This is a genomic window from Cupriavidus sp. 8B, from assembly GCF_054589115.1.
In genome coordinates, this window is the sequence record NZ_BAAILO010000036.1 from 25,769 (window position 1) to 51,437 (window position 25,669).

At 56.6% G+C, this 25,669-nt stretch carries 22 protein-coding genes and 3 pseudogenes; 19 read left to right on the top strand and 6 right to left on the bottom strand.

Going from position 1 to position 25,669, the window contains the following annotated elements:
- The first annotated feature begins 85 nt into the window (after positions 1-85).
- The 6 genes from dnaN (at position 86) to ACYP5B_RS03350 (ending at position 8,086) form a co-directional block, all read left to right on the top strand.
- Entirely contained in the window at positions 86-1,210 is a 1,125-nt protein-coding gene (dnaN, locus tag ACYP5B_RS03325; RefSeq protein ID WP_318234584.1) for a DNA polymerase III subunit beta, read from the top strand.
- 227 nt (positions 1,211-1,437) lie between these two features.
- A complete protein-coding gene (gyrB, locus tag ACYP5B_RS03330; RefSeq protein ID WP_318234583.1) occupies positions 1,438-3,975 on the top strand; it encodes a DNA topoisomerase (ATP-hydrolyzing) subunit B in 2,538 nt (845 codons plus the stop codon).
- Between the two features lie 173 nt (positions 3,976-4,148).
- Complete coding sequence (locus tag ACYP5B_RS03335) at positions 4,149-4,997, top strand: hypothetical protein (RefSeq protein WP_459568529.1); 849 nt, start codon at positions 4,149-4,151, stop codon at positions 4,995-4,997.
- 41 nt (positions 4,998-5,038) lie between these two features.
- On the top strand, positions 5,039-5,263 hold the full coding sequence (locus tag ACYP5B_RS03340) for a hypothetical protein (protein ID WP_459568530.1): 225 nt from the start codon (positions 5,039-5,041) through the stop codon (positions 5,261-5,263).
- 472 nt (positions 5,264-5,735) lie between these two features.
- Positions 5,736-7,241 carry an AAA family ATPase gene (locus tag ACYP5B_RS03345; RefSeq protein WP_459568531.1) on the top strand — a complete coding sequence of 502 codons (1,506 nt, stop codon included), beginning with the start codon at positions 5,736-5,738 and terminating at the stop codon, positions 7,239-7,241.
- Positions 7,238-8,086, top strand: coding sequence for a hypothetical protein (locus ACYP5B_RS03350; protein ID WP_459568532.1), 849 nt, complete (start codon positions 7,238-7,240; stop codon positions 8,084-8,086). Before ACYP5B_RS03345 ends, ACYP5B_RS03350 begins: the two co-directional genes overlap by 4 nt.
- A 501-nt stretch (positions 8,087-8,587) precedes the next feature.
- Here ACYP5B_RS03350 and ACYP5B_RS03355 read toward each other — a convergent pair.
- Both ACYP5B_RS03355 and ACYP5B_RS03360 read right to left on the bottom strand, forming a co-directional pair.
- Positions 8,588-9,928, bottom strand: a complete 1,341-nt coding sequence (locus ACYP5B_RS03355; RefSeq protein ID WP_459568533.1) for a hypothetical protein — start codon at positions 9,926-9,928, stop codon at positions 8,588-8,590.
- 156 nt (positions 9,929-10,084) lie between these two features.
- Positions 10,085-10,780, bottom strand: coding sequence for an SLATT domain-containing protein (locus ACYP5B_RS03360; RefSeq protein ID WP_459568534.1), 696 nt, complete (start codon positions 10,778-10,780; stop codon positions 10,085-10,087).
- Positions 10,781-11,166: 386 nt separating this feature from the next.
- Here ACYP5B_RS03360 and ACYP5B_RS03365 point away from each other — a divergent pair.
- From ACYP5B_RS03365 to ACYP5B_RS03395, 7 genes and pseudogenes are all read left to right on the top strand, one after another.
- Positions 11,167-11,311, top strand: a pseudogene (locus tag ACYP5B_RS03365) (IS5/IS1182 family transposase); the annotation flags it as partial.
- A gap of 723 nt (positions 11,312-12,034) precedes the next feature.
- Entirely contained in the window at positions 12,035-12,883 is an 849-nt protein-coding gene (locus tag ACYP5B_RS03370) for a TIGR02391 family protein (RefSeq protein WP_459568535.1), read from the top strand.
- A gap of 183 nt (positions 12,884-13,066) precedes the next feature.
- Positions 13,067-15,817, top strand: coding sequence for an McrB family protein (locus ACYP5B_RS03375; protein ID WP_459568536.1), 2,751 nt, complete (start codon positions 13,067-13,069; stop codon positions 15,815-15,817).
- Positions 15,818-15,979: 162 nt separating this feature from the next.
- On the top strand, positions 15,980-18,109 hold the full coding sequence (locus ACYP5B_RS03380; RefSeq protein WP_459568537.1) for a DUF2357 domain-containing protein: 2,130 nt from the start codon (positions 15,980-15,982) through the stop codon (positions 18,107-18,109).
- Between the two features lie 76 nt (positions 18,110-18,185).
- Positions 18,186-18,395: pseudogene (locus ACYP5B_RS03385) on the top strand (toprim domain-containing protein); the annotation flags it as partial.
- 173 nt (positions 18,396-18,568) lie between these two features.
- The gene (locus ACYP5B_RS03390) at positions 18,569-19,117 is read left to right on the top strand and encodes a hypothetical protein (RefSeq protein WP_459568538.1); all 549 of its coding nucleotides are present in this window, start codon (positions 18,569-18,571) and stop codon (positions 19,115-19,117) included.
- A complete protein-coding gene (locus ACYP5B_RS03395) occupies positions 19,117-20,232 on the top strand; it encodes a hypothetical protein (protein ID WP_459568539.1) in 1,116 nt (371 codons plus the stop codon). Before ACYP5B_RS03390 ends, ACYP5B_RS03395 begins: the two co-directional genes overlap by 1 nt.
- Positions 20,233-20,922: 690 nt before the next feature.
- On the opposite strand, the gene ACYP5B_RS03400 is transcribed toward ACYP5B_RS03395, so the two are convergent.
- Complete coding sequence (locus ACYP5B_RS03400) at positions 20,923-21,408, bottom strand: type I restriction enzyme endonuclease domain-containing protein (RefSeq protein ID WP_459568597.1); 486 nt, start codon at positions 21,406-21,408, stop codon at positions 20,923-20,925.
- Between the two features lie 99 nt (positions 21,409-21,507).
- On the opposite strand from ACYP5B_RS03400, the gene ACYP5B_RS03405 reads away from it, so the two are divergent.
- The 3 genes and pseudogenes from ACYP5B_RS03405 to ACYP5B_RS03415 form a co-directional block, all read left to right on the top strand.
- Complete coding sequence (locus ACYP5B_RS03405) at positions 21,508-21,936, top strand: hypothetical protein (RefSeq protein ID WP_459568540.1); 429 nt, start codon at positions 21,508-21,510, stop codon at positions 21,934-21,936.
- Positions 21,937-22,126: 190 nt separating this feature from the next.
- Positions 22,127-22,432, top strand: coding sequence for a DUF1484 family protein (locus tag ACYP5B_RS03410; RefSeq protein ID WP_459568541.1), 306 nt, complete (start codon positions 22,127-22,129; stop codon positions 22,430-22,432).
- A 112-nt stretch (positions 22,433-22,544) separates the two neighbouring features.
- Positions 22,545-22,697: pseudogene (locus ACYP5B_RS03415) on the top strand (LamB/YcsF family protein); the annotation flags it as partial.
- A 5-nt stretch (positions 22,698-22,702) separates the two neighbouring features.
- Here ACYP5B_RS03415 and ACYP5B_RS03420 read toward each other — a convergent pair.
- Entirely contained in the window at positions 22,703-22,948 is a 246-nt protein-coding gene (locus tag ACYP5B_RS03420; RefSeq protein WP_459568598.1) for a helix-turn-helix domain-containing protein, read from the bottom strand.
- Positions 22,949-23,118: 170 nt separating this feature from the next.
- Between ACYP5B_RS03420 and ACYP5B_RS03425 the strand changes: the two genes are divergently transcribed.
- The 3 genes from ACYP5B_RS03425 to ACYP5B_RS03435 all read left to right on the top strand — a co-directional run bounded on the left by ACYP5B_RS03425 (position 23,119) and on the right by ACYP5B_RS03435 (position 24,125).
- Positions 23,119-23,331, top strand: coding sequence for a DUF1484 family protein (locus ACYP5B_RS03425; protein ID WP_459568542.1), 213 nt, complete (start codon positions 23,119-23,121; stop codon positions 23,329-23,331).
- Between the two features lie 105 nt (positions 23,332-23,436).
- Positions 23,437-23,919 carry a hypothetical protein gene (locus ACYP5B_RS03430; RefSeq protein ID WP_459568543.1) on the top strand — a complete coding sequence of 161 codons (483 nt, stop codon included), beginning with the start codon at positions 23,437-23,439 and terminating at the stop codon, positions 23,917-23,919.
- Positions 23,916-24,125: a hypothetical protein gene (locus tag ACYP5B_RS03435; RefSeq protein WP_459568544.1), complete on the top strand. Its 210-nt coding sequence runs from the start codon at positions 23,916-23,918 to the stop codon at positions 24,123-24,125. Before ACYP5B_RS03430 ends, ACYP5B_RS03435 begins: the two co-directional genes overlap by 4 nt.
- Positions 24,126-24,303: 178 nt before the next feature.
- Here ACYP5B_RS03435 and ACYP5B_RS03440 read toward each other — a convergent pair whose 3' ends face one another.
- Both ACYP5B_RS03440 and ACYP5B_RS03445 read right to left on the bottom strand, forming a co-directional pair.
- Positions 24,304-24,843, bottom strand: a complete 540-nt coding sequence (locus ACYP5B_RS03440) for a thioredoxin family protein (RefSeq protein ID WP_459568545.1) — start codon at positions 24,841-24,843, stop codon at positions 24,304-24,306.
- 112 nt (positions 24,844-24,955) lie between these two features.
- Positions 24,956-25,372 (bottom strand): organic hydroperoxide resistance protein, encoded by a 417-nt coding sequence (locus ACYP5B_RS03445; protein ID WP_459568546.1) that lies wholly within the window; start codon positions 25,370-25,372, stop codon positions 24,956-24,958.
- Between the last annotated feature and the right edge of the window lie 297 nt (positions 25,373-25,669).

Below are 25,669 nucleotides of genomic sequence, written 5' to 3' on the forward strand. Positions count from 1 at the left end.
GTCATTTTGGAAATACACGCAGCGAGTTAGTGCCAGTCAGTGCGCACCCGCGGTCGCTTACTACAAACGACGAAGGATAAATTCAATGCAATTGGTCAAAACCTCGCGAGACAATCTGCTGCGTCCGCTGCAAATCGTGAGCGGCATCGTGGAGCGCCGCCACACACTCCCGATCCTGGCCAACCTGCTGATTCGCAAGTCCGGGTCCAACGTCTCCTTCCTCTCGACCGACATCGAGATCCAGATCACCACGCACGCCGAATGCGGTGTGGGCAACGACACCGTGGCCACCACCGTGGCCGCCCGCAAGCTGCTCGACATCCTGCGCGCCATGCCCGACGGCGAAGTCGCCCTGTCGCTCAACGACAAGCGCATGACCGTGCAGTCCGGCAAGAGCCGCTTCGCGCTGCAGACCCTGGCCGCTGAAGAATTCCCCACGGTAGCCGAAGCCAGCGAGTTCGGCGCCTCCGTCAGCCTGCCGCAAAAGACCTTCAAGCACCTGCTCGCCATGGTTCACTTCGCCATGGCCCAGCAAGACATCCGCTACTACCTCAACGGCATGCTGCTGGTGGTAGACGGCAAGAAGGTCATGGCAGTCGCAACCGACGGCCACCGCCTGGCGTACTGCGGCGTTGAGCTCGATACCGAAGCCACCAGCGGCGAAGGCGCCCCGTCGCGCCAGGAAGTCATCATCCCGCGCAAGACCATCCTCGAGCTGCAACGCCTCTTGGAAGACAACGACGATCCCGTGAAAGTGCAACTGGCTGCCAACCAGGTCAAGTTCACCTTCGCCAACATCGAGCTGATCTCCAAGCTGGTCGAAGGCAAGTTCCCGGACTTCCAGCGCGTGATCCCCAAGGGCTACAAGAACGCCTTCGCCATCGATCGCGTCAAGCTGCAGCAAGCCCTGCAACGCACCGCCATCCTGACCACCGACAAGTTCAAGGGCGTGCGCTGCATCCTGGATACGCATGTGCTCAAGATCAGCTCCACCAACGCCGACCAGGAAGAGGCGCAAGAAGAGCTCGAACTTGATTATTCGGGGGACGCCCTCGATATAGGTTTTAACGTGACCTACCTGCTGGACGTGCTCGCCAACCTCAAGAGCGAGCAAGTCCAGGTCAGCCTCGGCGACTCCAATTCGAGCGCGCTGATCACCGTGCCGGAAGACGACAACTTCAAGTACGTCGTCATGCCGATGCGCATTTGATGAGCCGGTAACAGGGACCACAAGATACGCAAAACCGGAGCATCTAACGGCACACCACGGCTTGCGCAGGCGCCCCAGGGGGCCCGCGCAAGACCCGCCGCACCAGGGGCCGGATCGTTAAGATCCGCCCCTTTTGCCGTTTTTATGTAACCCGCTATGCGGCCCGATCCGGGCGCGCCCATCCGGGCGTGACGAGAGATCGCCGCATTCGCCGTGAGTAAGAGAACATGACCGAAGAGCAACAACCGCAATCGCAACCGCAACAGCAAGACAGCTACGGCGCAGGCTCGATCCAGATCCTGGAAGGCCTGGAGGCGGTGCGCAAGCGTCCGGGCATGTACATCGGCGACACGTCCGACGGCACCGGCCTGCACCACCTCGTATTTGAAGTGCTGGACAACTCCATCGACGAAGCCCTGGCCGGCTGGTGCACGGAAATCACCGTCACCATCCACAGCGACAACTCGATCTCCATCACCGATAACGGCCGCGGCATTCCCCCGCTCGTCAAGTTCGACGACAAGCACGAACCCAAGCGCAGCGCGGCAGAAATCGCCATGACCGAGCTGCACGCCGGCGGCAAGTTCAACCAGAACAGCTACAAGGTCTCCGGCGGCCTGCACGGCGTGGGTGTCTCCTGCGTGAACGCCCTCTCCAAGTGGCTGCGCCTGACTGTGCGCCGCGACGGCCAGGCCCACCTGCTCGAGTTCGCCCAAGGCGCCGTGCAGAACCGCGTAGTGGAAACCGTGCCCGGCCCCGACGGCGTGCCCGTGGAAGTCTCGCCGATGAAGGTCATCGGCCCCACCGACAAGCGCGGCACCGAAGTCCACTTCCTCGCTGATGAAGAAATTTTCACCAACGTCGAGTTCCACTACGAGATCCTCTCCAAGCGCATCCGCGAGCTCTCGTTCCTGAACAACGGCGTGCACATCCGCCTGACCGACCAGCGCACCGGCAAGGAAGAAGACTTCGCCTTCTCCGGCGGCGTCAAAGGCTTCGTCGAGTACATCAACCGCGGCAAGAGCGTCCTGCACCCCAACATCTTCTACGCCAACACCGAAAAAGACGGTATCGCCGTAGAAGTGTCCATGCAGTGGAACGACGGCTACAACGAACAAGTACTCTGCTTCACCAACAACATCCCGCAGCGTGACGGCGGCACCCACCTGACCGGGTTGCGCGCCGCCATGACGCGCGTGATGAACAAGTACATCGAAGAAAACGAGATCGCCAAAAAGGCCAAGGTGGAAACCACCGGCGACGATATGCGTGAAGGCTTGGCCTGCGTGCTGTCCGTGAAGGTACCCGAGCCCAAGTTCAGCTCGCAGACCAAGGACAAGCTCGTCTCGTCCGAAGTGCGCCTGCCCGTGGAAGAACTCGTCGCCAAGGCCCTGGGTGACTTCCTGCTGGAAACCCCGGTCGACGCCAAGATCATCTGCGGCAAGATCGTAGACGCCGCCCGCGCCCGCGAAGCCGCCCGCAAGGCCCGCGAAATGACCCGCCGCAAGGGCGTGCTCGACGGCATGGGCCTGCCCGGCAAGCTGGCAGACTGCCAGGAGAAGGATCCGGCCCAGTCCGAACTCTTCCTGGTGGAGGGTGACTCCGCAGGCGGCTCCGCCAAGCAAGGCCGCGACCGTAAGTTCCAGGCCATCCTGCCCCTCAAGGGCAAGATCCTGAACGTGGAACGCGCCCGCTTCGACAAGATGCTCTCCAGCCAGGAAGTGCTCACGCTGATCACCGCGCTAGGCACCGGCATCGGCAAGGACGACTACAACCTCGACAAGCTGCGCTACCACCGCATCATCATCATGACCGACGCGGACGTGGACGGCTCCCACATTCGCACGCTGCTGCTCACGTTCTTCTACCGCCAGATGCCCGACATCATCGAGCGCGGCCACGTGTATATCGCCCAGCCGCCGCTATACAAGATCAAGCACGGCAAGGAAGAGCGGTATATCAAGGATGACACCGAGCTGAATGCCTACCTGCTGCGTCTGGCGATGGAAAAGGCTGCGCTGGTCAACCCGGACGGCAGCGAAGTCTCCGGTGATGCGCTGACTGAGCTGGCTCGCCAGTACCAACTGGCCGAAGCCGTGATCGGCCGCCTGTCCCGCATCGTGGATAGCGATGCGCTGCGCGCTATTGCTGATGGCATCGAGCTGGACCTGGACAGTGCTGCCGCTGCTGAAGCCTCAGCTACCGCGCTGAAGGCCAAGTTGTCGGAGATGCACTCGAAGACTTTGCTGGGCGCTGCCGTCAATGACGACGGTACGGCGGATGTCTATGCGCAGTTTGATGAGAAGACGGACAAGCATCGTCTGATGATTGCTCGCCGGCATCATGGCAATGTGCGGTTGTCGCATCTGGATGCGGACTTTGTGCATGGCGCTGATTACGCTGCGCTGTCGCTGGCTGCCAAGACCTTCCAGGGGTTGATTGCGGAAGGCACCAAGGTGCGCCGTGGTGAGGGTGAGAAGCTGCGGGATCAGACGGTGAATGACTTCCATGCTGCTATGCAGTGGTTGTTGTCTGAGGCCGAGCGTGGGGTTTCTCGTCAGCGGTATAAGGGGCTGGGGGAGATGAATCCTGAGCAGTTGTTTGAAACCACCCTTGATGTCACTCAACGCCGTTTGCTTAAGGTGCAGATTGAGGATGCTATTGCGGCGGATCAGATTTTTACTACGCTGATGGGGGATGAGGTTGAGCCGCGTCGGAACTTCATTGAGTCGAATGCGTTGGTGGCTCGGAATATTGATGTCTAAAGCCGACGTACAGGAATTGAGGAGAAATGCGTGATACCCTCCAACTGTACGCGCATTGCATGACCACGAAGCCAGCCTTAGGGTTGGCTTTTTTTCGCCTGAGCTTTGTTGAAGCCACTGACGATGCAACCGCGCTCAGGAAGCGTTCTAGCGATTGATCGGATGGTATAGCCATGTCCTTGCCGCGGTACTCGAATACTCAATCAGCTGAAGCGGAGATCCGCCAGCTAAAGTCTGATCTGTACGTGGCTCGGCGAGCGATCATCGGCCTGATGCCCTATGAGGTTGACCAGCTCCTTCATGGCTACTACTCCTGCGAGTCCCGCGAAGCAACCCGGGTATGGATGAACGATGTTGTCGAGACACTGATCGAACGAGTCGACAAGCCCACGTTGTTGGAAGACAGATTGGGCGAGCGCAGGGCCCGGTGCCCACTATGCAATGAAGGTAGCAGCTCCCTGTATGTGGAGGGCTATTCATTGCCAGAGGGATTGCGGCGGCACCTGGTCGGTTGGGGGAATGCCCGTCAATGTGTCGTAGTGGACGCTGCTTTCAGGCTCGCTCGCGATCATTGGAACGAGAAGTTCGCGGCGGCCGAGCAGGAAGCCTGGGACGCCGAACGGGCGACGAAGGCACAGAGGCGCAAGACAGAGACCCTGTACCGCACGTCACCGGACAACGAACCCCGATTGCTCGATGAGGGTTCGCACTCGTGGGCGCCGTCGCGTACGCGGGAGCAGCTCAAATGGGCAGAAGACAGACTCAGGTCGCTTGGTTTTCAGTGTGTGACCGACGGAAACATACTGAGCTGGACGGATGAGCGAGAGGACTGCGTGGTGTACGCAGACCCGCGATTGGCCGGTCGGATTGACTTCGAGGTATGGCGGACGCCGTTGCCGAAGCGTCCCCGGACCAGCTCTCGGTTGCGCCGTCTACCCGGGCGATTTCATTTGCTGGATTCCTGGAAAAAAGATCTGCCTGCCAAGTACGCACAGCGCGTAGCAAGCGGCATGACGGAGTAACTCGATTGCATATGACTCGGATGCTTCCTCGACAGGAATCTTTGACTGTCGAATTCAAGAGTGATGTCGCGAGGCTGAGCTATGTGCGCCAGCACGGTCGGATCAGGCGCTCGGAAGTGATGGGCCTTTGCCGGCTTAGCGAAGGCCAAGCTAAAGAGTTGCTCAAACGGCTGAAAGAGCGGGGAGACCTGCTGCAGCGCGGTGAACGGCGCGGCACATATTACACACTTGGTGAGGTGGCCCCAGATCTGGACCCCGGCCGGTAGGAGCTCAGGGTATGGGCGGTTATGGGTGGGTTATGGATGCCTTTTGGCCACAAAATGTGCCTATTAGATAACGTTGATATGGTCGTAAAGCGGCCCCAAGAGGCGCTTACCAAAAGCCCCCAAGTCGATTTTGGGAGCGGTCAGCACTGGGGGATGATATTGGACTACGTACTGAAATTGCCATCAGAAGCTTAGATAGCAGGCAACAATGCCCGTATTCGGGGCACTTATGGTGAAGGCGCGAAACTCGATTTGATCGATGCTCACGCCGATTCGCTGTCGGTGCACACAGGTGCCCTTGGCGAAGGCTGTAAGGGTTACATGATCCGCTCGATTCACATATTCGTAGACATGACGACTCCTGGTTCGATCGTCGCAGCAATGGGTGGTGCATAGCAGCTTCGGCGAGTTGGCCACTTGCCATGACGTCGCATGGATTGCTAACGACGGCTAGAGAAGAAGGAAAAGAGAAATGTCGTCAAGCTTGAAATTTCTGGTCCGATCTCGCGGCCAGGTGGTTGCAAAAACTCCTCGCCCTGTGTTCGTGCTGACCACGGACAAGTGGAACGATTTCGGAAATGTGGTGCAATTCCACTTGGCGTTTATCGATGCACAAGGCAGCGAAACAAGCGTTGGCCCCGTCAAGATTCTGCAGAGAACCGGCGATGTTAAGGAGCCGATGGAGGTTGCATCGAAGACAATGCTCCCGGCTTCCTTCGATGAACTGGGTGACGAGTTCATTTCTCTCGGCCAGGAGGAGGATTACTACGAGAGACTTCACCAACTGCGCGGTCGGCAAGTCGGCGACGTGCTCATTGCTTTGCGCGACATTGCCTGGCAACCAGCGCTCGCAGCAGATTTTGAACCCACCTCCGCGTTCCGGAACGCGATGATGAGGGAGAATGGTGCGCATCGTTCCCGGCGCTTCGGCCGGGTTTGGGCTGAAGGCGAAAAGGCGACGGAGAAACTGTCGTTCAACTACTCCGGCGTCATCGATGGTGCCGAGGAACCGATCGATGTGAAGATTGCGTTCAACGGCAAAGATCGCGTACCCGGGAGGGTTGTCGGAATCATTGGCCGCAACGCAGTTGGTAAGACTAGGTTCCTGGCCAAACTGGGAGAGGATCTTGCCCAGATATCACGTACATCTGCAGAGCGTTTGGCCGAGCGCGAAGCACGATTTCCCGGTGGGCGGCCGCTGTTCACCCGGATCATCGCCATCTCATACAGCGCGTTCGATCGCTTCAAACGGCCGCCGGCCGATGCATCCAGCAGCTATGTCTATTGTGGCATTCGCAATGACAAGGGCGGACTGTCGCGCAATTCATTGATCGAGGCTTACAGGAAGAATCAGAGCCGCATTCGCGAGAGGGGTTTGCAGGCCGACTGGACTTGGCATATGAAGACAATCCTGGGCGATCTGAGCGAGAACCTCACGGCTAGTCTTAAGGAGGAGATTTCGGGGTCGACTCAAGATGATCGGGCGCTGTCGCTGCTCAGTTCCGGGCAGTCCATTCTCTGCCATTTTGTCACGGCATTGTTGGCATGGATCCAGCCCAATACGCTGGTGCTGTTCGATGAACCGGAAACGCACTTGCACCCCAATGCGGTGGCAAGTCTTTTCCTGGTGCTGGCGGACATCCTAGAGAGTTTCGATTCATATGCCATCGTCGCCACCCATTCTCCGGTCGTCATTCAGGAGATCCCGGCGAAGCGCGTCCTGGTATTCCAGCGCACAGGAGATGTAACGGTCGCCGAACCGCTCACACTGGAGAGCTTCGGCGAAAGTGTCACCGAACTCACGCGCCACGTGTTCGAAACTATCGAGGTAGAAAGTCTTTATCGGCGCACTCTCAAGGAATTGTCTGCAGACGAGTCCCCTGCAGAGGTGATGGCGCGATTTGATCGCGGTTTAAGCCTGAGTGCCCAAGCCTACCTCTTGGCGCAGTACGGGAAGTCCGAAGGCAAAAAGAAATGAAGCGGCTGACGCCTCTTGGTGACGATCCTGCCTATGTTGATCGATACGTTGCTATCCGGAATCGAAAGCATTTGGCTGTACGCAACCAACTGATTGCAGCGCATACCTTCGTTGAGGAACGGTACGACGAATTGAATGAGGCGATTGCGGACGATACGCTGCGCCTGATGGCCGTTGACGGGAGAGCTACCCCCATCAAGGTCGCCTTGCGCGCGTGCTACGAGGGTGCAACGCAGCCCTTGAGGGACCTGAAGAAGGCGATCATTGCGGCACAGCCTAAGCGGCTGCTGAAGTATTGTCCAATGTGTGGGACAACAATCCATTCGACCTTTGATCATTACTTGCCTGCGGTGCGCTTTCCCGAATTTGCGGTACATCCTCTGAACCTGGTTCCTTGCTGCTCGAAGTGCAACTCCACGAAGGACGACGATTGGCTTACACCGGCCGGACGGCGTCAGTATCTTCATGCCTTTTCGGATGAAATACCGGATGAGACCTTCGTGAGGGTCACGCTGCATGAAGAGGACGCAATGTTGGGAGTCGGCGCCAGGTTTTCGCTCGTGCGACCGAATGGAATCGAAGCATCGACTTGGGCGCTGATCAACTCTCACTTTGACAGGCTGCACCTGCTAGAGCGTTATGCCGAACTCAGCAATGATGAAATCGCCGAGGTCCTGTCCGATTGCCGGATTTTTATTGATGCTGGCGGTCTAGACGTTCGGCAGTTTCTAGGCCATCGCGCTAAGGAGCGCTTTGGCATCCACGGGCGTAACCACTGGCGCGCGGTGTTGATGCAGGCGTTGGCAGCGCACGAGAATCTCGACTCGTGGCTTGAGGGCACATGATCATTTCAGATAAGTTCTGCGTAGACGTGACCGCCAGACTTGGCGTCCGCTGATAAGACGTGAACGATCGATTTGTCTGTTGAGCGAGCACAGAAGCATGCCGCACTTTTGCGAGCCAGCTTTCCGGTCGAGATTCGGCCTATGGCACCTGCGTCTTTGTGGGCAAGCCGCACAACTCCCGCGAGGGCGCAGATTCACCAGCATGGCACATGCCCTGGTGAACATGAGAAGTACCCATAGGCCGGGAGAAATGGTGCCGCCCACGTCTCTTGGACCTTCGCAAATTCCAGGGGCTAGTATTTTGAGCGTTGACAAATGCGTTGGTCTCCTGCTGTGATGCCGCTAAGTCCTTGCTGGAGACAGCTGGCCATCACTGCTTAGTCGTGGTGCCACCAGCGCCCAAAGCGAAGCTAATATTTCCGGAGCTAGACCCGGCGCCGATGATTGCAAAATTCGACACCTCTTCAGTTGATTTGGATTCCACTTGTTCGCCTTCTGGGTTCAAATTATCATGCTCGGATATCCATTTCCGGGGAGCAATTTTATATTCCCGTCTTGTGATATTTTTACCGAAAGCCCGTTTTGGGAAAGTAAGGCGGATACCGATTCTCCCGTGCCTTTGACGCCCTTAATAGCAATCTTTGACGTATCTATTACCGAGCCGTATGAGATCACCGAGCCATCGACGCCGATAATAGAGACCCCGTCACTAGCCAGTAGGCGTAGCAGAGTTCGCGTATGTTTTTCATCGAGTATGGAAAAGGGTTTCTCGGTCAGCTCATTTTTTGATAATAGAACGCTGTCTATCGCTGCCAGGTCCTTCGGAACCCAGAGGATTGCGCTTAATCTGCGACGTGCCAGATAGAATATAAAGTAGAGGAAGCATTGAACGAATTTTTCGTCCACACCAAGTGACGATTTGACAATTTCGGAGATTGATTTCAGATTCCTCACTCGCCATTGCCCTTCTTTGAAATTAAATTCCATTCCACCTGAGCCCGCAATTGAGAATTCAGATCGGCTGGTGACGCGGAACAGGGCGTCCCCTCCCTTCACTGTTTTGCCTAGCGAATAGTCGTCTACAAATGATTGAAGCTTTTGCTCGGGATTTGTAAGAAGAAATAGATCCAAAATTCGGAGATGCTTGTCGCAGACAAAGAACGAGGTTTGGCCATCCGCCAAGTACCATAGGCGCTTATCAAAACCGTTGCCAGGGGAGATATACGCATTTTTCTTGAGAGGGTGCCGCTGCCCTTCGCGAGACTTGGGTCCCGATTGTGAGAAGGCATGAAAAGATCTCGTTAGAATCAATCCGGTTGTGAAATTTCTGCCTTCAAAAGTTGTGTTTGATAGTTTGTGAAAAGTTTTGATTAAATAAAGGAATTGACGGTAGTCGTAATATCCTTTGCTGAAATACTTCGCGATCGATAGTTCGACCAAATCCTCTCCAAATTGCTGTGGTCTATCTTCGAATTTGAAGCGATTGCTGCGACTAAGGCTAAGTGCTAGGGCCGCCTCAAATATGTTGGCGAAATTCGATAATCCAATCGCGGAAGACTTTGAGATTTGTAGAGAAAAGACGGCAGTGAGGTGCCTGTTCTCAAGTACTCGGCCAAGAATAATCGCCGAATTCGGGCCTAATTGATAAACGCCTCGTCCGGGATTTAAGGTTAAATCAATTTCGTGCTCCCTTAACATCATTGCCATAGGCGTCGAGCAGTATGAAATCGCCCCCCCAAAGAATTGGCCTGTTGCCGCAATTAAATGAGGTAAGGCGAGGGTCTCGAACGTCCGGGAGTACGGTAAATTTCTGAATTCGCTAATTGGAGGGCGGCTTTCCATTGGTAATGAAATTCTCTAGAATGTAGGGGGTGCTAACGGTGGCCGCGAGTCATTCAAAATAAATAAGGGATCGACGTCAGTGGATAGGGGCTTTTGATCTTCCGTTTCTCGATCTATTGATGGACTCTGTGCTATCTTGAGTGTAAGCCGACTATGTTAAGCTGGGGCAAGATACGGGGTGAATATCTTTGTGATTGATAGCATGTCCGTAATAAAGAGTATCTCTGACAAAAGCATAAGAGTTGGGATGGTATATGGGGTTATAGAAAGCACTGTGCCTTTGAGGTACAAATATAGCCGCGTGATACCTGTGTATCTGTAATCCTCCTTCATCTCTAGCGTCGCGAAAAGAAAGTCGACGCGCGCGTGATTTTCTGCATCGGTGCTGACATTATCGTAGCTTTGGTTGTATTTTGTGAGGTCAACTGTTACCCCTGACTTTGAGCTTTCAGCCAGTTCTCGTCGTAAATTTCGTATCAAGTCCTTGATTTTGTCCCCGCACTCGTTGAGCGCTTCTGCTCGGGTTTCGTATCTGGCGGTCGCGTTGATCACGGAATATACAAGGACTGCTACTGCCAAAAAAATCTGCAGCATATTTAGAACCTTGGATTGAAATGCTAGCTTTATGTCGGAATTTTGCAATAGCGGAACTAAAATGAGGCCGAGGGATAATATGGTTGTCGCAAAAAAGGAAAACTGACTCTGTCGTCTGATGCGAATTGAGGCGTTATATCTACATTTCGAGGTCACTCGCATCCCATTCAGAAGCTTTTGGGTGGGGTCGATTACTTGCTTTTCGACGGGATAAAGGCTGAATAGCCAGGAGAGGAAGCAGATAAATTTTTGTGCCATATTGCGTCAGTAGCTCTGTATTTGGTTCTTGTGGGGCCGGCAGTCGCAACCCACTCCTTTTCTTGTCCAGTAGTATGTCAATAGGAATCGTCCTATGCAACATTCAGGCGGGGGGGTAGCGATTGCTCTGCATGGCTCCCTTCTTGAGTAGGGAGCGATTGCAACAGATGACTCGGAAGAGTCTGCGCACAAAAGGGAAAGGCTCGCGGCCTCCAGATGAGAGTCCGTCTCCGAAATTCCTGGCTCATTTCCGCTCACTAAGCGACATTTTTTCGCATCCTTGCAGATCTTTCTCAACCCCGATTAGGCGCTCCGCAGGCACCTTGGCAAGGAGTCCGACCACGTTGAGTGTCGGCGACCTGACAATGGAGGAAGGCATGCGCGATAACGGTCGCGGCAAGTTTCGCTGGATGGTCGAACGCACTCATGCATGCATGGCTCCACAATTTCCGTCGTCTTCGCATTCGCTTCGAGCGCCGCGCTGACATCCACGAAGCATTCCTAAAACTTGGCTGTTCTCTCGTCTGCTGAAACATCTTCAAGCGTGCTGAGCAGTCTTTTTTAAATGGTCTCTAAGTATTTCCGCACCGTTGCTGCAGCGGCTGCAATCTTTGTGCAGCCTGCTCTGGCTTGCAGCTTCGACATTTCCTTCACAGCGCTTTCGAGCCCGGCGCGGATCGCTTAGCTCGCACCCGCTGCCCGTCCATTAAAAAGCAACCTTCTCTTTCGCGGGTCAGACTCGACAGATAGAGTCGATGAATGAGAAGCTCGGTGGCACCGCATACTCGGATGCTTGACGCTTGTTCGCGAGCCGTACAATCTTGAATCCCGCTCCTCAAGAGAGGAATCTCTTGACTGGCTGCCGGAAAAACCCTGATCGAGAGGTCGATGGCCATGGAAACTATCTGCTTCGGCGAATATAGCTCCCCACCCTCAGAGATCGTATACAGCTGCGATTTCTTGCAATCCCATCCCCTCCAACTCCTGGTCGCTCGGAGTTCCCGATCGAACTCCTTCTGGTTTGGACGCTCTTCGAGATACTTGGCAAGATCAAACGTCATTGGTAGCGGTGGGTTGAAGTCGCGAACTAGTATTATCGGCATCCGAGCCCACGTCTTAAGGTATATTAAAGCCGTGGCGCTTAGCTCGCAACCGAGTCTAGCGATTCGGCTGGAATATCAGCGTCTCAGTGCGCTTGTTCCGGACAGTCCTTTTCAGCCATAAACTTTCGACCAAAAAGCCATGATTCGGAACTTGACCTTAACGAAGGGGGCCGGCTTAGCCGCGATTCAGTACATCGGAAGAGCGGGCATTTCTGCCAGCTGTCTCGATGCCGTTATGCGACTCGTACAATTCGATGAACGAATCGGGCTGGCTCAAATACTTACCGCCGACAATTGCCATTGCCTGCTTCTGACGCTGGATGGAGGAGAGCTTGTAGCGGTCAAGTCGGGATTTAGTTCCGGGTATGGCGGGGAAGGCCCGCGAACGCTCGCAAAGGTACTTTGCATTCTTCGGGCCTATCGAGTCGAGATTGATGAGTGCGCGGTCCCAGCCGCGCTGCTGGATCGCATTGATGCATCGGCATTAACCGTAAAGGATCTGGATCTTATTCAGTCAAGCGATGCGGTTCGACCGATGCGTTGGTATGACTATATATACGACGTCGGATATCGCGGGGTTGAAAATGGCGATGTGTGGAAGCTGTTTCGGCCTATTATGCCATGGGCAATAATTGATTCACGTATAAGCGATTTGGCGGTGGAATTTTTTGATGACCCGGATCGGAGTATTTTGAATGCCTTCCGCCGCCTAGAAGACATAATAAGAAAAAGGCTAAATACCGATGCGAGTAGTACACGGTTGTTTTCCATGGCGTTTAACGGAGACGACTCCCAGTTGATTTGGCCTGATATTGACTCTGGCGAGCAAAAGGGCCGCGGCCAAATCTTCACTGGTGCCTATTTGGCTTACCGTAATCCCAGAGCACATAAAGAAGTGTCCCAGAATCGAGGTGCCGCGCTGACCGAGTTTCTCTTGTTGAACCAGCTCTATTTGCTCGAGAACACGGCGATCCCGCGGCCGTCAGCGACAACCCCTTGAGGGGCCCGTTCCGGTGCTCGACAGGTACATGCCACGCATCGAGGGTATCCGTCACCTCACATTGAAGGTACGCTCTCATTCGTTGAGTTGGTACCTGTCACATCCGCTTGCGGCTGTCACTATCCGCGCAGGATATCCAGGCCAACATTCGTTGAGTAAACAGCATCTAAGGAGTGAGGTGGCATGAGCCGGTACTGCGGAGACGACGATTCAAAGGCCATCCTAAAGGCCGCCGCCCATTGGCGCGACTCCGCGCTGCTCGGTGGTGGCTCGGTTCTTACCAGCAATAAGCTCTGGACATCGCCTTTGCTTGATGTTCTCGACGAGTACTTCGTTCGGCGACCGGATGTCGGCGATGGCAAGTTCCTGCAGAAGCTAGAGCAGCAACTTGCGCCGACAGACGCCGCTGCCAAGCAGCTCGTGGCAGAGATGATGTGGGTTATGTATCTCTGTCCAAGTAGCCTGACTCCCGCACATAAACGGAAGACCGTGCAAACCGTATGGGCATGGTCGGGTGAAGAGGCCCCAACGAATTCCCGCTGGCTAGATGATGACGCCCTCGCGGGGGCCGGAAGTGCCGGCCCTGGATTCAACCAGAATCAATGGCGTGAACTCGTTTTCCTCATCAACTTCATGCGTCGCTTCCGTGAGCTAGATACCGGTGAGCAGCGGCAACTGATGGAAGACGGTTGGAAGTTCGACGAATGGCTCAAGGAGGTGCCCGATTGGGAAGCGAGGCAGCTCCGCCACATGCTGCTGTTCCTTCTCTTCCCAGACGACTTCGAGCGCATCTTCGGCCAGAACGATCGCAAGACCATTGTTCGACACTACTCAAAGCGGGATCGCCGGGAAGTGAATCGAATGGATGCGGTGCAGCTGGATCGTGAGCTTCAATCGATACGCAAGCGTCTGGAGATGGAGCGGGGAACCACACAACTGGACTACTACGTGCCGCCACTCAAGGGCGAGTGGCGGAGCGAGACCTTTGCCGCAGCCACGGAGAGCGTGACGGCAGCGCAAGTCCGCCAGGCCATCGAGGAAATCCAGCAAGACGGCGTGCCTCCGGATGCTGAATCAACGGGCTACGATCTCGTGGATGACGGTAATCGGTACCCACCGAAATTGGTGCTATCGCTTGCCGTAAAACATGCAACCGGGGAGCCTTTGGACCGTGCCAGTTTCTCCGGCGGTGAGGAGTCGTCAGCCTTCCGCCTCTTGCGTCGGCTTGGCTTTGAAATTAAGCCCAAGGACGAGGACGAGGCCGAGAGCGGCATTGCAGAACTGATTCAGCGCTTCCTAGAGCAAGCCGAGTCCGGTAAGGAGCTAAGCGCGCAAGGTTACCTCCGTGAATACCAAGGGCTGAAAGTACGTGTGAGTTTTGGAAAAGGAAACTTCGCGCGGATCCCATGGATTGCCTTCCTTGGAGAGGGGCAATCCGTGTCCGAGGGTGTTTACCCCGTGCTACTCCTGTTCCGGGAAAAGCGGCAACTTCTGCTTTGCTATGGCGTGAGTGAAGAGGGTTCGGCTCGGCTGAGCTGGGGCGACCTAAACGGAGCTCAAACAGTAAAAGAGTGGTTCAAGGATCGCTATGGGCATGCCCCAGACCGATACGGCGCCTCCTTCGTTCGAGCTGAATATGACATCTCTCAACCACTACCAATTCCCGAACTGCAGCAGGAGCTGGATGATCTGATCGATGTCTATGCTGGGGTACTGTCAGCCGGGAGAGCCGAGATGCCGATCGAGACGATTGAGCCCGTGGAGCCGGACACGCCTCTGCCAGTTAAGGCCGATCTACGGGAGGCGGTGCTCGCATTCGGCGAAGCGTTACAAGCCTCCGGCGTCAAATTCGGCGATCAGCATGACACGCTTGTCTCCGCCTTCATCTCAAGCATCGTCACAAAGCCGCTAGTCATCCTGACTGGACTATCTGGTTCTGGCAAGACGCAGATTGCCATCCGATTCGGTGAGTGGCTTGGCAACGATCGCCTCCACGTTGCTGCGGTGCGTCCTGATTGGACAGGCGCTGAGACCTTGTTTGGCTATGAAGATGCACTAAAGCGGGAGCTCGATGGACGCCCAGCCTGGGCGGTTCCTGCGCCTCTCGAATTCATCTTGAAGGCAGCCGCGGACCCGCAGCATCCCTACGTGCTGCTGTTAGACGAAATGAATCTTGCGCACGTAGAGCGGTACTTCGCAGACGTGCTGTCCGGTATGGAGTCTGGCAAACCTTGCCTACCCAATCTTCAACGAGGTACGGATGGATGCTGGCGCGTGCGTGCCGGCGAGGACGCGCGAGTGCCAATCCCGTGCAATCTGTGGATAGTTGGCACGGTCAACGTTGATGAGACCACCTACATGTTCTCGCCGAAGGTACTGGATCGCGCCAACACCTTTGAGTTTCGTGTGCAGGCGAGCGACCTATCCATTGAGGCGCGGAAGCCTACACCATGCGCCCCTGGCGATCCCGAGCTAGTAAGGGGCTTGTTGACCATCGCGCGCGACGATGATTGGCATCTGGCTCACCAAAGCGGTTCGACCAATGAGCTCACACCTCACCTGAAGCAGCTTCACGAACTACTAAGTCGCTATAACCTCGAGTTCGGTCATCGAGTGTTCTATGAAGCGATTCGGTTTGCATCGCTGGCAGAGGAAGCCGGTATCGCGGGCCTGACGGCAGTCCTGGATCGGATCGTTATGCAGAAGGTTTTGCCAAGACTGCACGGATCGCGACGGCGGCTCGAACTCCCACTGCTGGCTCTCGCCCAGTACTGTCGCGATTTCCCCGCGTCGATCACGAGCGACGACAAGCTGCAAACTGCAGGTGTTGAAGAGATACCTGTGCAAGGTGCAGAGTTACCAACTTCATACGCAAAGATTATTCGCATGCTCCGCAGCCTACGTGCAAACCAATTCGCTAGCTTCACAGAGTAAGTCGTGCGTACTGTTACTGAAGCATCGACTTCATTGCTTGCGCCGTCTGGCGCTGCCGTTGCAGTACTGCATGTAGCTGTGTTGCCTCGCAGAGGTAGCTCATCGCCCCCGACGCTCTGGTCAGCAGCCGGTTTCCAAGACGGCGATGAGGCTGTCGGCTCCATGGAGCTGCTGGAGGGAATGGAGTACCGATACACATGGGAGAAGCTGGCGCCCGGGATAGGTAGCATCACCGCAGACCCTGAGGAGATCTTTCAGCCGGACACTCTCGAAGGGCTGTCAGGTCGCCTCCGACCTGGATTATCGACCGGTACTGTTCGCGTGGTGCTCCGCGACGGTCCTGTCGTGCTGGGGCAGCAGGAGATCGAGGTACGATCCCGAAAGCTCACTTACCTCTCTGAGTACCGTTGGATGCTTCGCGACATCGCTGAGCGTATGACGGAGCTAGTGATGGACCGCTTTGCGGTCAGCGACGCTCGCTTCGAGCAGGATGATACGCGCGACGCGGTAACTCTCTATCAGCGCTTCACGTTCTTGCGAGCACTGTTTGAGAGCGAGAGCTTTCAAGGGGCTATCCGAGAGGTTCTTCGTCGGCCTCACACGGCTTGGGAAGTGACCAGCGATATTGTTCGGCCCGGCATTGGAATGCGCGGGGACTCGTACGTCCTACGTCAGCTCGCCAAGGGCGGGCAGCGATCCGCATGGCTGGACGGCGCCATTCCCTCTGTGCCTTCACGGCTTGAGCGCCGGCTAACCGAGGCGACACACGACACAACGCCCAATCGCTTCGTGAAGTTTGCCCTTGAGCATTGGTCTCAGATTCTTGGCGACATCGATCGAGGTCTCGCGAAGGGGCAGCCGACGCCGGCAACCACTCGCGGCCGCCGCGAGATTGCCGCTGTTATGACACAGCTGGAAGAGGTCTTGCACCATGATCTGTTTGCTGAGGTAGGCAAGATGGTGCGATTTCCAGCTGATGATCAGGTCCTGCAAAAGCGCGAGGGTTATAGGGACATCTTTAAGGCCTATGTCGAGCTTGAGTTTGCGTCCCGCCTATCCTGGCATGATTCGTCCGAGGACTATGGCGCGGGGTTACGAGATGTCGCCACGCTTTACGAATATTGGGCATTCATTCAGTTAGCGCAGGTCGTCGCCGATTTGGTCGGACAGACATTTGACATGACGCCATTGGTGCAGTCGCGTAAAGATGGTCTTACCGTGGGGATTCAGTCGGGTGTTGAAACCGTTCTCAAGGGAGAGGTAGAGCGCTTTGGGCGACGCATGGTGGTGGAGCTCTGCTTTAATCGAACCTATCGCGCCGGCTCAGGACGTGTAGCCTCGTGGACAAGGCCAATGCGCCCTGACTACTCCCTGGTGATTAGCCCGGCAGAAGGTGAGCCAGCCACTTTCGAGCCGATCGCTCTTCATTTCGACGCTAAGTATCGGGTCGAGTTTCTCAAAGAGATCTTTGGCGCCGGGGACGACGTGGAAGAGGATGCGAGCCTGCAACAGGGGCCCGTCAGTCTAGTGCGCGGGGGGGCTTTGCGCGCGGACCTCCTCAAGATGCACGCTTATCGCGATGCTATCCGACGGACCGCAGGGGCCTATGTGCTCTATCCGGGCGGCGAGGGCGAGGAGAATAGCAGTCAGTATCTCGAATACCATGAGCTCCTGCCAGGGCTCGGTGCTTTTGTGCTTCGGCCAGCTGATATTGGAATTGCCAGTGGTGCACCGGCATTGCGACGGTTTATTAGTGAAGTGCTCGATCACGTGGCAACCCGTCTGACCATGCATGAGCGGGGGCGATACTGGCTCGAGGAGGCTTATGGTGAGCCGCTATCCAGCCAATCTACCGCCTTGCTCGCCACGCCGCCACCCGAGACCAGTGTGCTTTTAGGATTTGTGAAGAGCCGCGAGCATTGGCGCTGGATCCAACAACGTAAGGCCTACAATGTTCGGGCGGAAGGCAGAAGTGGTGGAGTCCAGGCTGGTGCAGATCTACTCCACAGCCAACTTCTGCTTCTCTATTGTCCCTCCACGCAGCAGATTGGACTCGCTCGGATCGTGTCTGGTGCAGAAGAAATATCGTTGGCCGGCATGATTGCAATGGGCTACCCGGAGCCGCGTGGAGAGTATTGGTGTGTACACCTCCGCTGGCTAGGCGAGCCTCAGTGGCTTGGTGACTTCTCTCCATCCAGGATTGAGCAATACGCTACAAGCCAAGGGCTGTTGTATGGGGCGCCTACTAGAACTTCTTGGGGTGTCATCGAGTCGGCCTGCCGTGGTGGGTGATTGATGAAAACGCCCATCTGCCATGGCGTGATTTAGCCTCCCTCTTTGGGGGGCTCCAGCGAGATACGCCGAGTTCGGCATCGGCAAGGACGACTACAACCTGGAAAAGCTGCGCTACCACCGCATCATCATCAGGACCGACGCGGACGTGGACGGCTCCCACATTCGCACGCTACTGCTCACGCTCTTCTGTAGCCAGATGCCCGATATCATCGAGCGCGGCCACCTGTATATCGCCCGGCCGCCGCTATACAAGATCAAGCACGGGTCTTATGGCGAGCACATTTTGTCATTTTGTCGACGAATTGTGTCTCGCCGCTCCCGGTGCGCTCTCTCCAGCGGGCAACGCTGCTCTCACTAAGGTGGGGTATGACAAGATCTAATACACGCGTACACTGCAGCCGGCCGTCAGCCGAGAGCTGGCTTATTTGGTTATGAGTGCTGTATAAGTTACAAAAAATGACGCAGACTCCTCCTTTCCCTGCCGCCGTGGATGCGGTTCCGCACCAAAGTGGTGCGCTTTCGGCCCAGTCGACGCTGCCTCTGGCCGCGAATAACGTAACGGGCCATCCGCTGATGCAACCATTGCGCTATGCGAAAGAGATCCAAGAGATTGCGATTTGTCCGCCGATGGCCGTGCAGCCGTTGAGTACAGTTGGATATCGCTTTGTCTTCCAAGATTTAAGCAATAAGAGAAATTTTCTACCCGTCGCGCTCCTGCAACCAGACCGCATACTTAACGATAAGCAGCCAATCACTCAATGCTGCTCCGGGTATGCATTGTCGATGTTTACGTCCGAAGAAAATCTAGCCGGCAAGGTGCGCGCGGCAAAAAAGTCGGCCCCCATGCTGCTCAAGCGCCTCGGCGATCATTTCGTGGAGCTGGCGATAACCGCGGCCGACGGGTTGTGCGGGGAGCCCAGCAATACTGGCCATTTCGATTTCTTCGAGCGGGTGACTTTTAACGCTACAGCAGCAGTCAGGAATCATAGGAGGATCGACTTGTGATGAAGCTGACTGCCTCTCGGGCGAATATTTCTATAATTGATCACCATAGCTATATCTGCGATCTTCTTTATCTTGAGGGGCCAATTCTTTCGCTGTTTCGCGATGCGAAGCAGAATTGGTTGTATTTGTGGTGCGATACGGATGGCGAAACCTCCGAACGCTGGCTAGTGTTTTCGGTCACTCGAGCTGCGCTAATCGGTTACTTCGAAAAACGAGAGGCGCTGATTGACGTACTTCGGTGCTCTTCGAATATCTTGATTCTGGATAAGACTGCGAAAGAGAATTTTGACGAAAATGGAGATAGTCAGGGATTTAGCGTCTACCGCACCTTGAAGACGGTTGATGATCTGCATCCGCTCACAGCGTATTTGCCAGAGCCTGATTCCTTCTTCGATGAGAGCCTCGCACCTGATATTTCTCTAGCGCGGGAACTAAATCCGACACCATTTGATGTGCCGATTGATGGTCGTTGGTTTGTATCCGATCTAGACAAATTCTCTAAGGTCTATTCGCAGCTTTATGCTTTTTTTTACTGCACTAAACCTCGCTTTGTGACGAATATCGGTGAGCGTATTAAGCGATATTTGTCCGCTCCTTGGCGTGGGGGTTATAGTAGGGTCAATTTATTTGAGGCGCTTCAAGGGTCGGTGCCGTCGCTGCACGATTTGGAGATCAAGCATATTAAGTATGCGTCTCCTGGGGAAATCCGAATAGAGGCGCTTCGTTCTGTTGGGGACAGTATTGCTGGAGTTATTAAAAACTACTTGTCCTCGCAGGCGACTATCTTGCTAGCGGAAAAAAAGATAAATACTCTTCTTGGCTCAAATCAGCTTAAAAAGAGTAATCTCTCCTCGCTTCCAAATGAAAAACTTCCACTAAAAGTGGAAGATATTAATTTCTTGGAGGAGCAGCGCCGACTCATTGCTCAGCTGCTTAAGATTGAGGAGGAGTTGGACCGTCTTAGCTCATATTCACCGAATATTGTGGTTTCCACGAAAGTTCTGATTGCCTTGGTCGCGCGAGTGCGGCGAGCCTCCGAATTTGAAGATTCAGGTTTGTTGGATCTATCAAGGCCAGATCGCCCGGTGGCAAACTCGGTACCTCTCACGCACTAGTGCGGTCAATTGGAATCAAGGGGGCATGAAGAGTTCTGCCGCGCAGCGGTCTGGCAACAACGGCATATTTGATGAAGTTTGGGATCCGACCCAGGGTGCACCTGAACCGCAGTCTAGGAGCTATACCGGGTCGGATTAACTGATGCTGTGACGGTCCTACTGCGTGTTTCCCAGCGAATTGAGGGCGATAGGACCGACAATCGCCCAAATACGTCGGCACGCTCAGTTCTGACTTCTCCCCATCTACGTGTCGTACCACGTAGAGATCGCTACAACGAGGGGTCGGGCCTGGCGATGGTTTCACTCGCGGGGCTACGCGAGTGGGAATGCGCATGCCCGTGCTATCCAGCTTTCACGGTAACGAGATTGGTTGGAGGGGGACGGATAGTTCAGGGACTAGCCCAACGGCCGGGCCTGGCAGTGGGCAGGCGGCATAGGCCGGCCAGAAGCGGCCAGCGGGCGGAATCCCCTGCACGGATTTGTCGGTCACCTGCAACGGCACCAGAAACGACTTCTTCGGCTTAATCGGGTTGCCAAAACGATCGGGTCCAACTGCGCGGCGGCGAACGGCCGATGGAAGATGTGCTCCATCCTATTTCGTTTGATATTGTGAAGTGATCCCGTGACGGCCATTTTCTGGCCGCATGCAGCACACGTTGCATGAACACCAAACCGCTATCCGAGCCAGCATCAGTGAATACGCGCGCCTTCGCCGGCATAGCGCCGCGTCACGAAATCCCACACCTGGCCGACCTTTGCGTTCCACAGCGTATCCGGATAGGGTTCCTGCGGCAATTCGTTTAGCCGGAGCCGGATTTCCGACCACACCGCGCCGCGCGTTTCCTGACCGCGCAACCAATCCACCCCGTCCACTAGCTCGTGGAGCTTGGCTAACAGCGCCTTCGCCACGCGTTTTACCTGAGTCTCCTCGGCCTTGGTCAGCTTTGGCTTCGGGGTGGTAAGCAGGTCGAAAATCGCCAGCTCCTCCTCAGTCAGCCCTTCGCGGGTGGCTCGCTGCTCTTCCTCGGAGAGACCGGCGACGAACTCCTTCAGCGCCTCGAAGAATTTTTCCGCGTCGATAGAGCCGGCGTTGTATTCGGCGACCAGCTTTTCCAGCTTCCCGACTAGATCGACGCGAGTGGGGTTGGTCTCGGCCATTTTCCTTGAATCGGAGATCGAAGCCCGACGAAGGTCCTTAGTGGACCCCTATCCCTCCTCCGCTCTAACCTTCTCCAAATCCCGCGCAATTCGATCCCGGATCGGCGAAGTATGCCCATGCTCCTCATCCGTCTTCCCAGTGACGAGCCAGTACCCATACTGCGGCCAAACCTTCCCGATGGCCTCGATCATTTCCTGAACGACACGCTGATCCTGGTGGTAGGTGTTCTTCCAACTGGCGGCCTTGATGCCAGTCAGGTCTTCCATGTGCTTGAACCTACGATGGCTATCCGTCACAAAATCTATCAACTCGACGACGCGATGACGTATATCTATTGGCATAAATTATTCTCGTCGTCTAAATTCATGTTTGTGATCGGTTCCTTAGGCGAGGCCCGTAGGCCGCGCCTAGCTTGGGCTCTTCCGTACAAGTCCTTGGCACCGAGAGCAGTTGCCGAGGACCTGTTTGTTTCTCTAGTACCCGGCTACCGCGAGCGGGACTCGCGTAGCCAAACTGAAAACTCGACAAAAAACTTGTCGAGGTGAGGGCCTTTTGCGTTCTCAAATAGCAATCGAGCCCGCCGGCGCGAGCGTTCGCGGGCGGGTGTCAGAGGCACAGCCATTCGCATTATGGCCTATGCGGCAACGCTATTTGCCTTGCGCGCGCCGGTTGCCGTCTGACGACGTACTGCATTTCCGGACGCTTTCGATGACTTAAGGCAACCAGGAGCCACCCATGACCGCACGCCAACGCCGCCCACGCACCGCCGCCGAAGCAAGGGAAGCCACCATGGAAGACAAGCCGATCGCCGAGCCCGCATTGCTTGAAATCGAACCCACCCCGGACGCCGAACGGAGCCACGAAGCCATCCAGCAAAGCTGCGACGAACTGCTGCGCATCAGCGCAGGCCTGGAGTCTCTCCTGATTCTGCTGGAACTGCAGGCCGGTGACCACGCAGGCAATAGTGGCTTGCATGCCTTGCTTGCTCCGCTAAAACAGCAACTGGACCAGGCAGTGAACCGCGTGCAGGCGCAGTACTGAAGCTCGCGAGAGTTCGCCCGCTATCCACACCGGCGTCGCGGCCCCTGGGCCATGGCCGGTGGGAGTCCGCCTGTGCAATTGAAGCGCAACGCCGCGCAAAGGAGACGATGCAATGTCACGCAAGACCACCCTTGACCTGAATGCCGACATGGGCGCTGGCTTCAGCGCGTTGACCATTGGCGCTGGCGTCGACGCGCAGATCATGCCCTTGATTAGCTTGGCCGACGTCGCCACCAGCTTTCACGCGGGGAATCCCAACATCCTTGATGCTCAGAGCTTCGCAACCGCCATCAACTCCGCAACCGTAACCTCAAGCGCAGTCGCAATCCTCAAGAGATGCATCACCCCCAGGTTCTGCCCTCCCCGCTCAACCGAACTCATGTATGAGCGGTCGATGCCAGCCCGATGGGCAAGCTCTTCCTGGGACAGGTCTTGCCTGAGTCGGACTTCGCGGATCGCGTTGCCCAGTTGAACAAGAGGGATGGCACCACCGTGCCTTGGGGAAGCTATTGGCATCTCGCCATGCTCGGTCTATGATGACGATAAGACCACGGACGATATTACCCAAGTGAGCCACGCTTTCACGTGAACAAGGCCTCTGAACACGCTCGTCAGATTTCGCGATATCGCTACCCGTGCGCATCGCTCCGGATGCCTCCGACACGCTGCCACTGATGGAGTCGCTGATGCTACAGCACGCACCTGAGACGGACCCCGCAGCCGCCATCCACCAAAGCTGCCACGAACTGTTGCGCGTCAGCGCAGGCCTTGAGTCTCTCCTGGTCCTGCTAGAGCTGCAGGCCGGCGAGCACGCCGGCAATTGCGGCCTGCATGCCTTGCTGGCTCTGCTGAAGCAGCAGTTGGACCACGTAGTGGACCGGGTGCAAGCGCAGTACTGAGGTTCATCTGTTCTCCACACCTGCGTCGCGGCCCGCGAGGCCTGGGCCGGTGGGGATACACACACCGATCGAGGCAAAACTCGCTGTTGCCCCATGCTGGAGACGATGGTTGTTGAATCTGCCCATCGAAATTCTGGCGCCGGCATCCTTGCCGGCGCCGAACCGGAGCACACTCTCACCATGAGCGGCATGTTTGTCCTCTGGCAAACGGCACGCCACGCCGGCGATCTCGCCCGGACGGCCGCGCCGTACCACGCCCTAGGCGCCACCCTGGCGCAGCGGCCGTTTCGCCTTCCGGCTCCCCAGCAGGCTGCCGCGCTGCAACTGCAGGGGCTGGTGGCGGCCTACCTGCAATACCAGGAGGGCCAGCTGGCCCACTACCAGGCAGCCGTACAGTGCGTGGCCGCCTGTACCGCCTACTGGCAGGGTAGAGGCGCGCTGCCGTGCCATTGGCGCCGGATCCGCAACCAGGTGCTGCGCTTTGAATTCAGCCTGGCACCTCCACTGTTTCTGTCGAGCCGCGTCCACGCGGTCAGGCAGGAGTTATATCCCTATATCTCACACTGTAGTCTGGGAGCATCGCTATGACGATCGGCCTAGCCGTTTTGGCCGTGGGCGTGCCCATCGCGGCCTTCTTCATCTGGGTTGCCCGGAACAGTCTTCGCGCACAGGAGGCGGAACGGGCGGAGCGCCGTGGGTGCAGCTGCCACTGCGGGCGCCGGCAGACCGGCGCCGGCCGTGGCCGCAACAAGGAACTCGCTTCGCAACTCCGCTCGGACATCCTGAAAATCTGACCTCATGGCCTTCTCCAAACCGGCAACCGCCGACGGCTACAAGGCAGAACACACCCTTGCGTGCGAACGGGCACTGATCACCCTGTCTCGGTAAGTTGCTGAATCCCGAGCAACGCCAACGTGCGGCGACACGCCGCAGCAGCGGTCGATGTACCCCTTCAGGACTTGAATCGGCCATCTATTTGCGTTCAGCCAGAAGCTTGCGGATGGCGGCTTCCGTTTCGGCGTAGCGCCCTTCCCCAAAGTGCTGGTAGACGATGCGGCCCTCGGCATCGATCAAGTAGGTGGCAGGCCAATACTGGTTGTGAAACGCCGACCACGTGGCGTAGCTGTTGTCCTGCGCGACCGGATAGCGGATATCGAAGCGCTTGAGCGCCGCCTGTACGTTGGCGGTGGACTTCTCGAGCGGGTATTCGGGAGTGTGCACGCCCACGACGACAAGCCCCTGGTCCTTGTACTTCTCATGCCACTGCTTCACATAGGGCAACGTGTGGATGCAGTTGATGCAGGAGTACGTCCAGAAATCGACCAGCACCACCTTGCCGCGCAGCGCCTTCATCGAAAGCGGCGGCGAGTTCAGCCATTGGTCGATGCCAGCGAACTCGGGCGCTGCGCTGCCATCCGCAACGGGCGCGCTGAAGGCGGGCGCGCCCGTTCCGACGACATAGATGGCGGCAATGCCAGCGGCAACCAGGGCGGACAGTAGAAGTTTGCGCATGATTTCAAATGCTTCAAATGCAAATGCAAATGCGTAAGGAGTGGGAAGCCGTGCCAACGGCGCTGGCACGCTTGCGATCCGCCCGACGGCATCGGGCGGATCGCGGCACGGGTCAGACCAGATGCAGTTCGACGTGGATGTTGCCGCGGGTGGCTTTCGAATACGGGCAGAGCTGATGCGCCGCTTCAACCACCGCCTGCGCCACTTCCCGGTCGAGACCCGGCAGGCTGACGTTCAGGCGGGCCTGCAGGAAAAAGGCGCCGTCGGTGGTGCCGAGGTCCACCTCGGTATCCACTGCAAGGTCCGCTGGCAGCTTGATCTTCATCTGGTTGGCGGCGCGGCCCATTGCCCCGATAAAGCAAGCCGACCACCCTGCGGCAAACAGCTGCTCGGGGTTGGTGCCGGCGCCGCTGCTGCCCGGTGAGGCCAGCTTCAGATCCAGCCGGCCATCGTTGCTATGGGCTTGGCCTTCGCGGCCGCCGGTGACGTGGACCTTGCCGGTGTACAGGACGTTCTCGATGCGGGTCATGATGTTTTCCTTGAGATGGGTTTGCGCTGAGAATTGCGCGGCCGGAGATCGCTTCGCTTGTGCTCGGCATCGGGCCACGGAACGTATTAAAGGCGGTCGATGTATCAGGCACGTAGCACGTCGCGGCCTGTTCTGTCTGGCTACGTATCCCGATTGCCGCGTGATACAGACGCATACAAAGATCCCACGGCAAGTGGCGCAGACGCGGCGCAGGACAGCGCTGTGGGATGCGGTTTTGTATCGCTCTGTATCCGGCTGCCTGCCGGATACGCAACGTTTCAAATCAGAGGGTTCGGG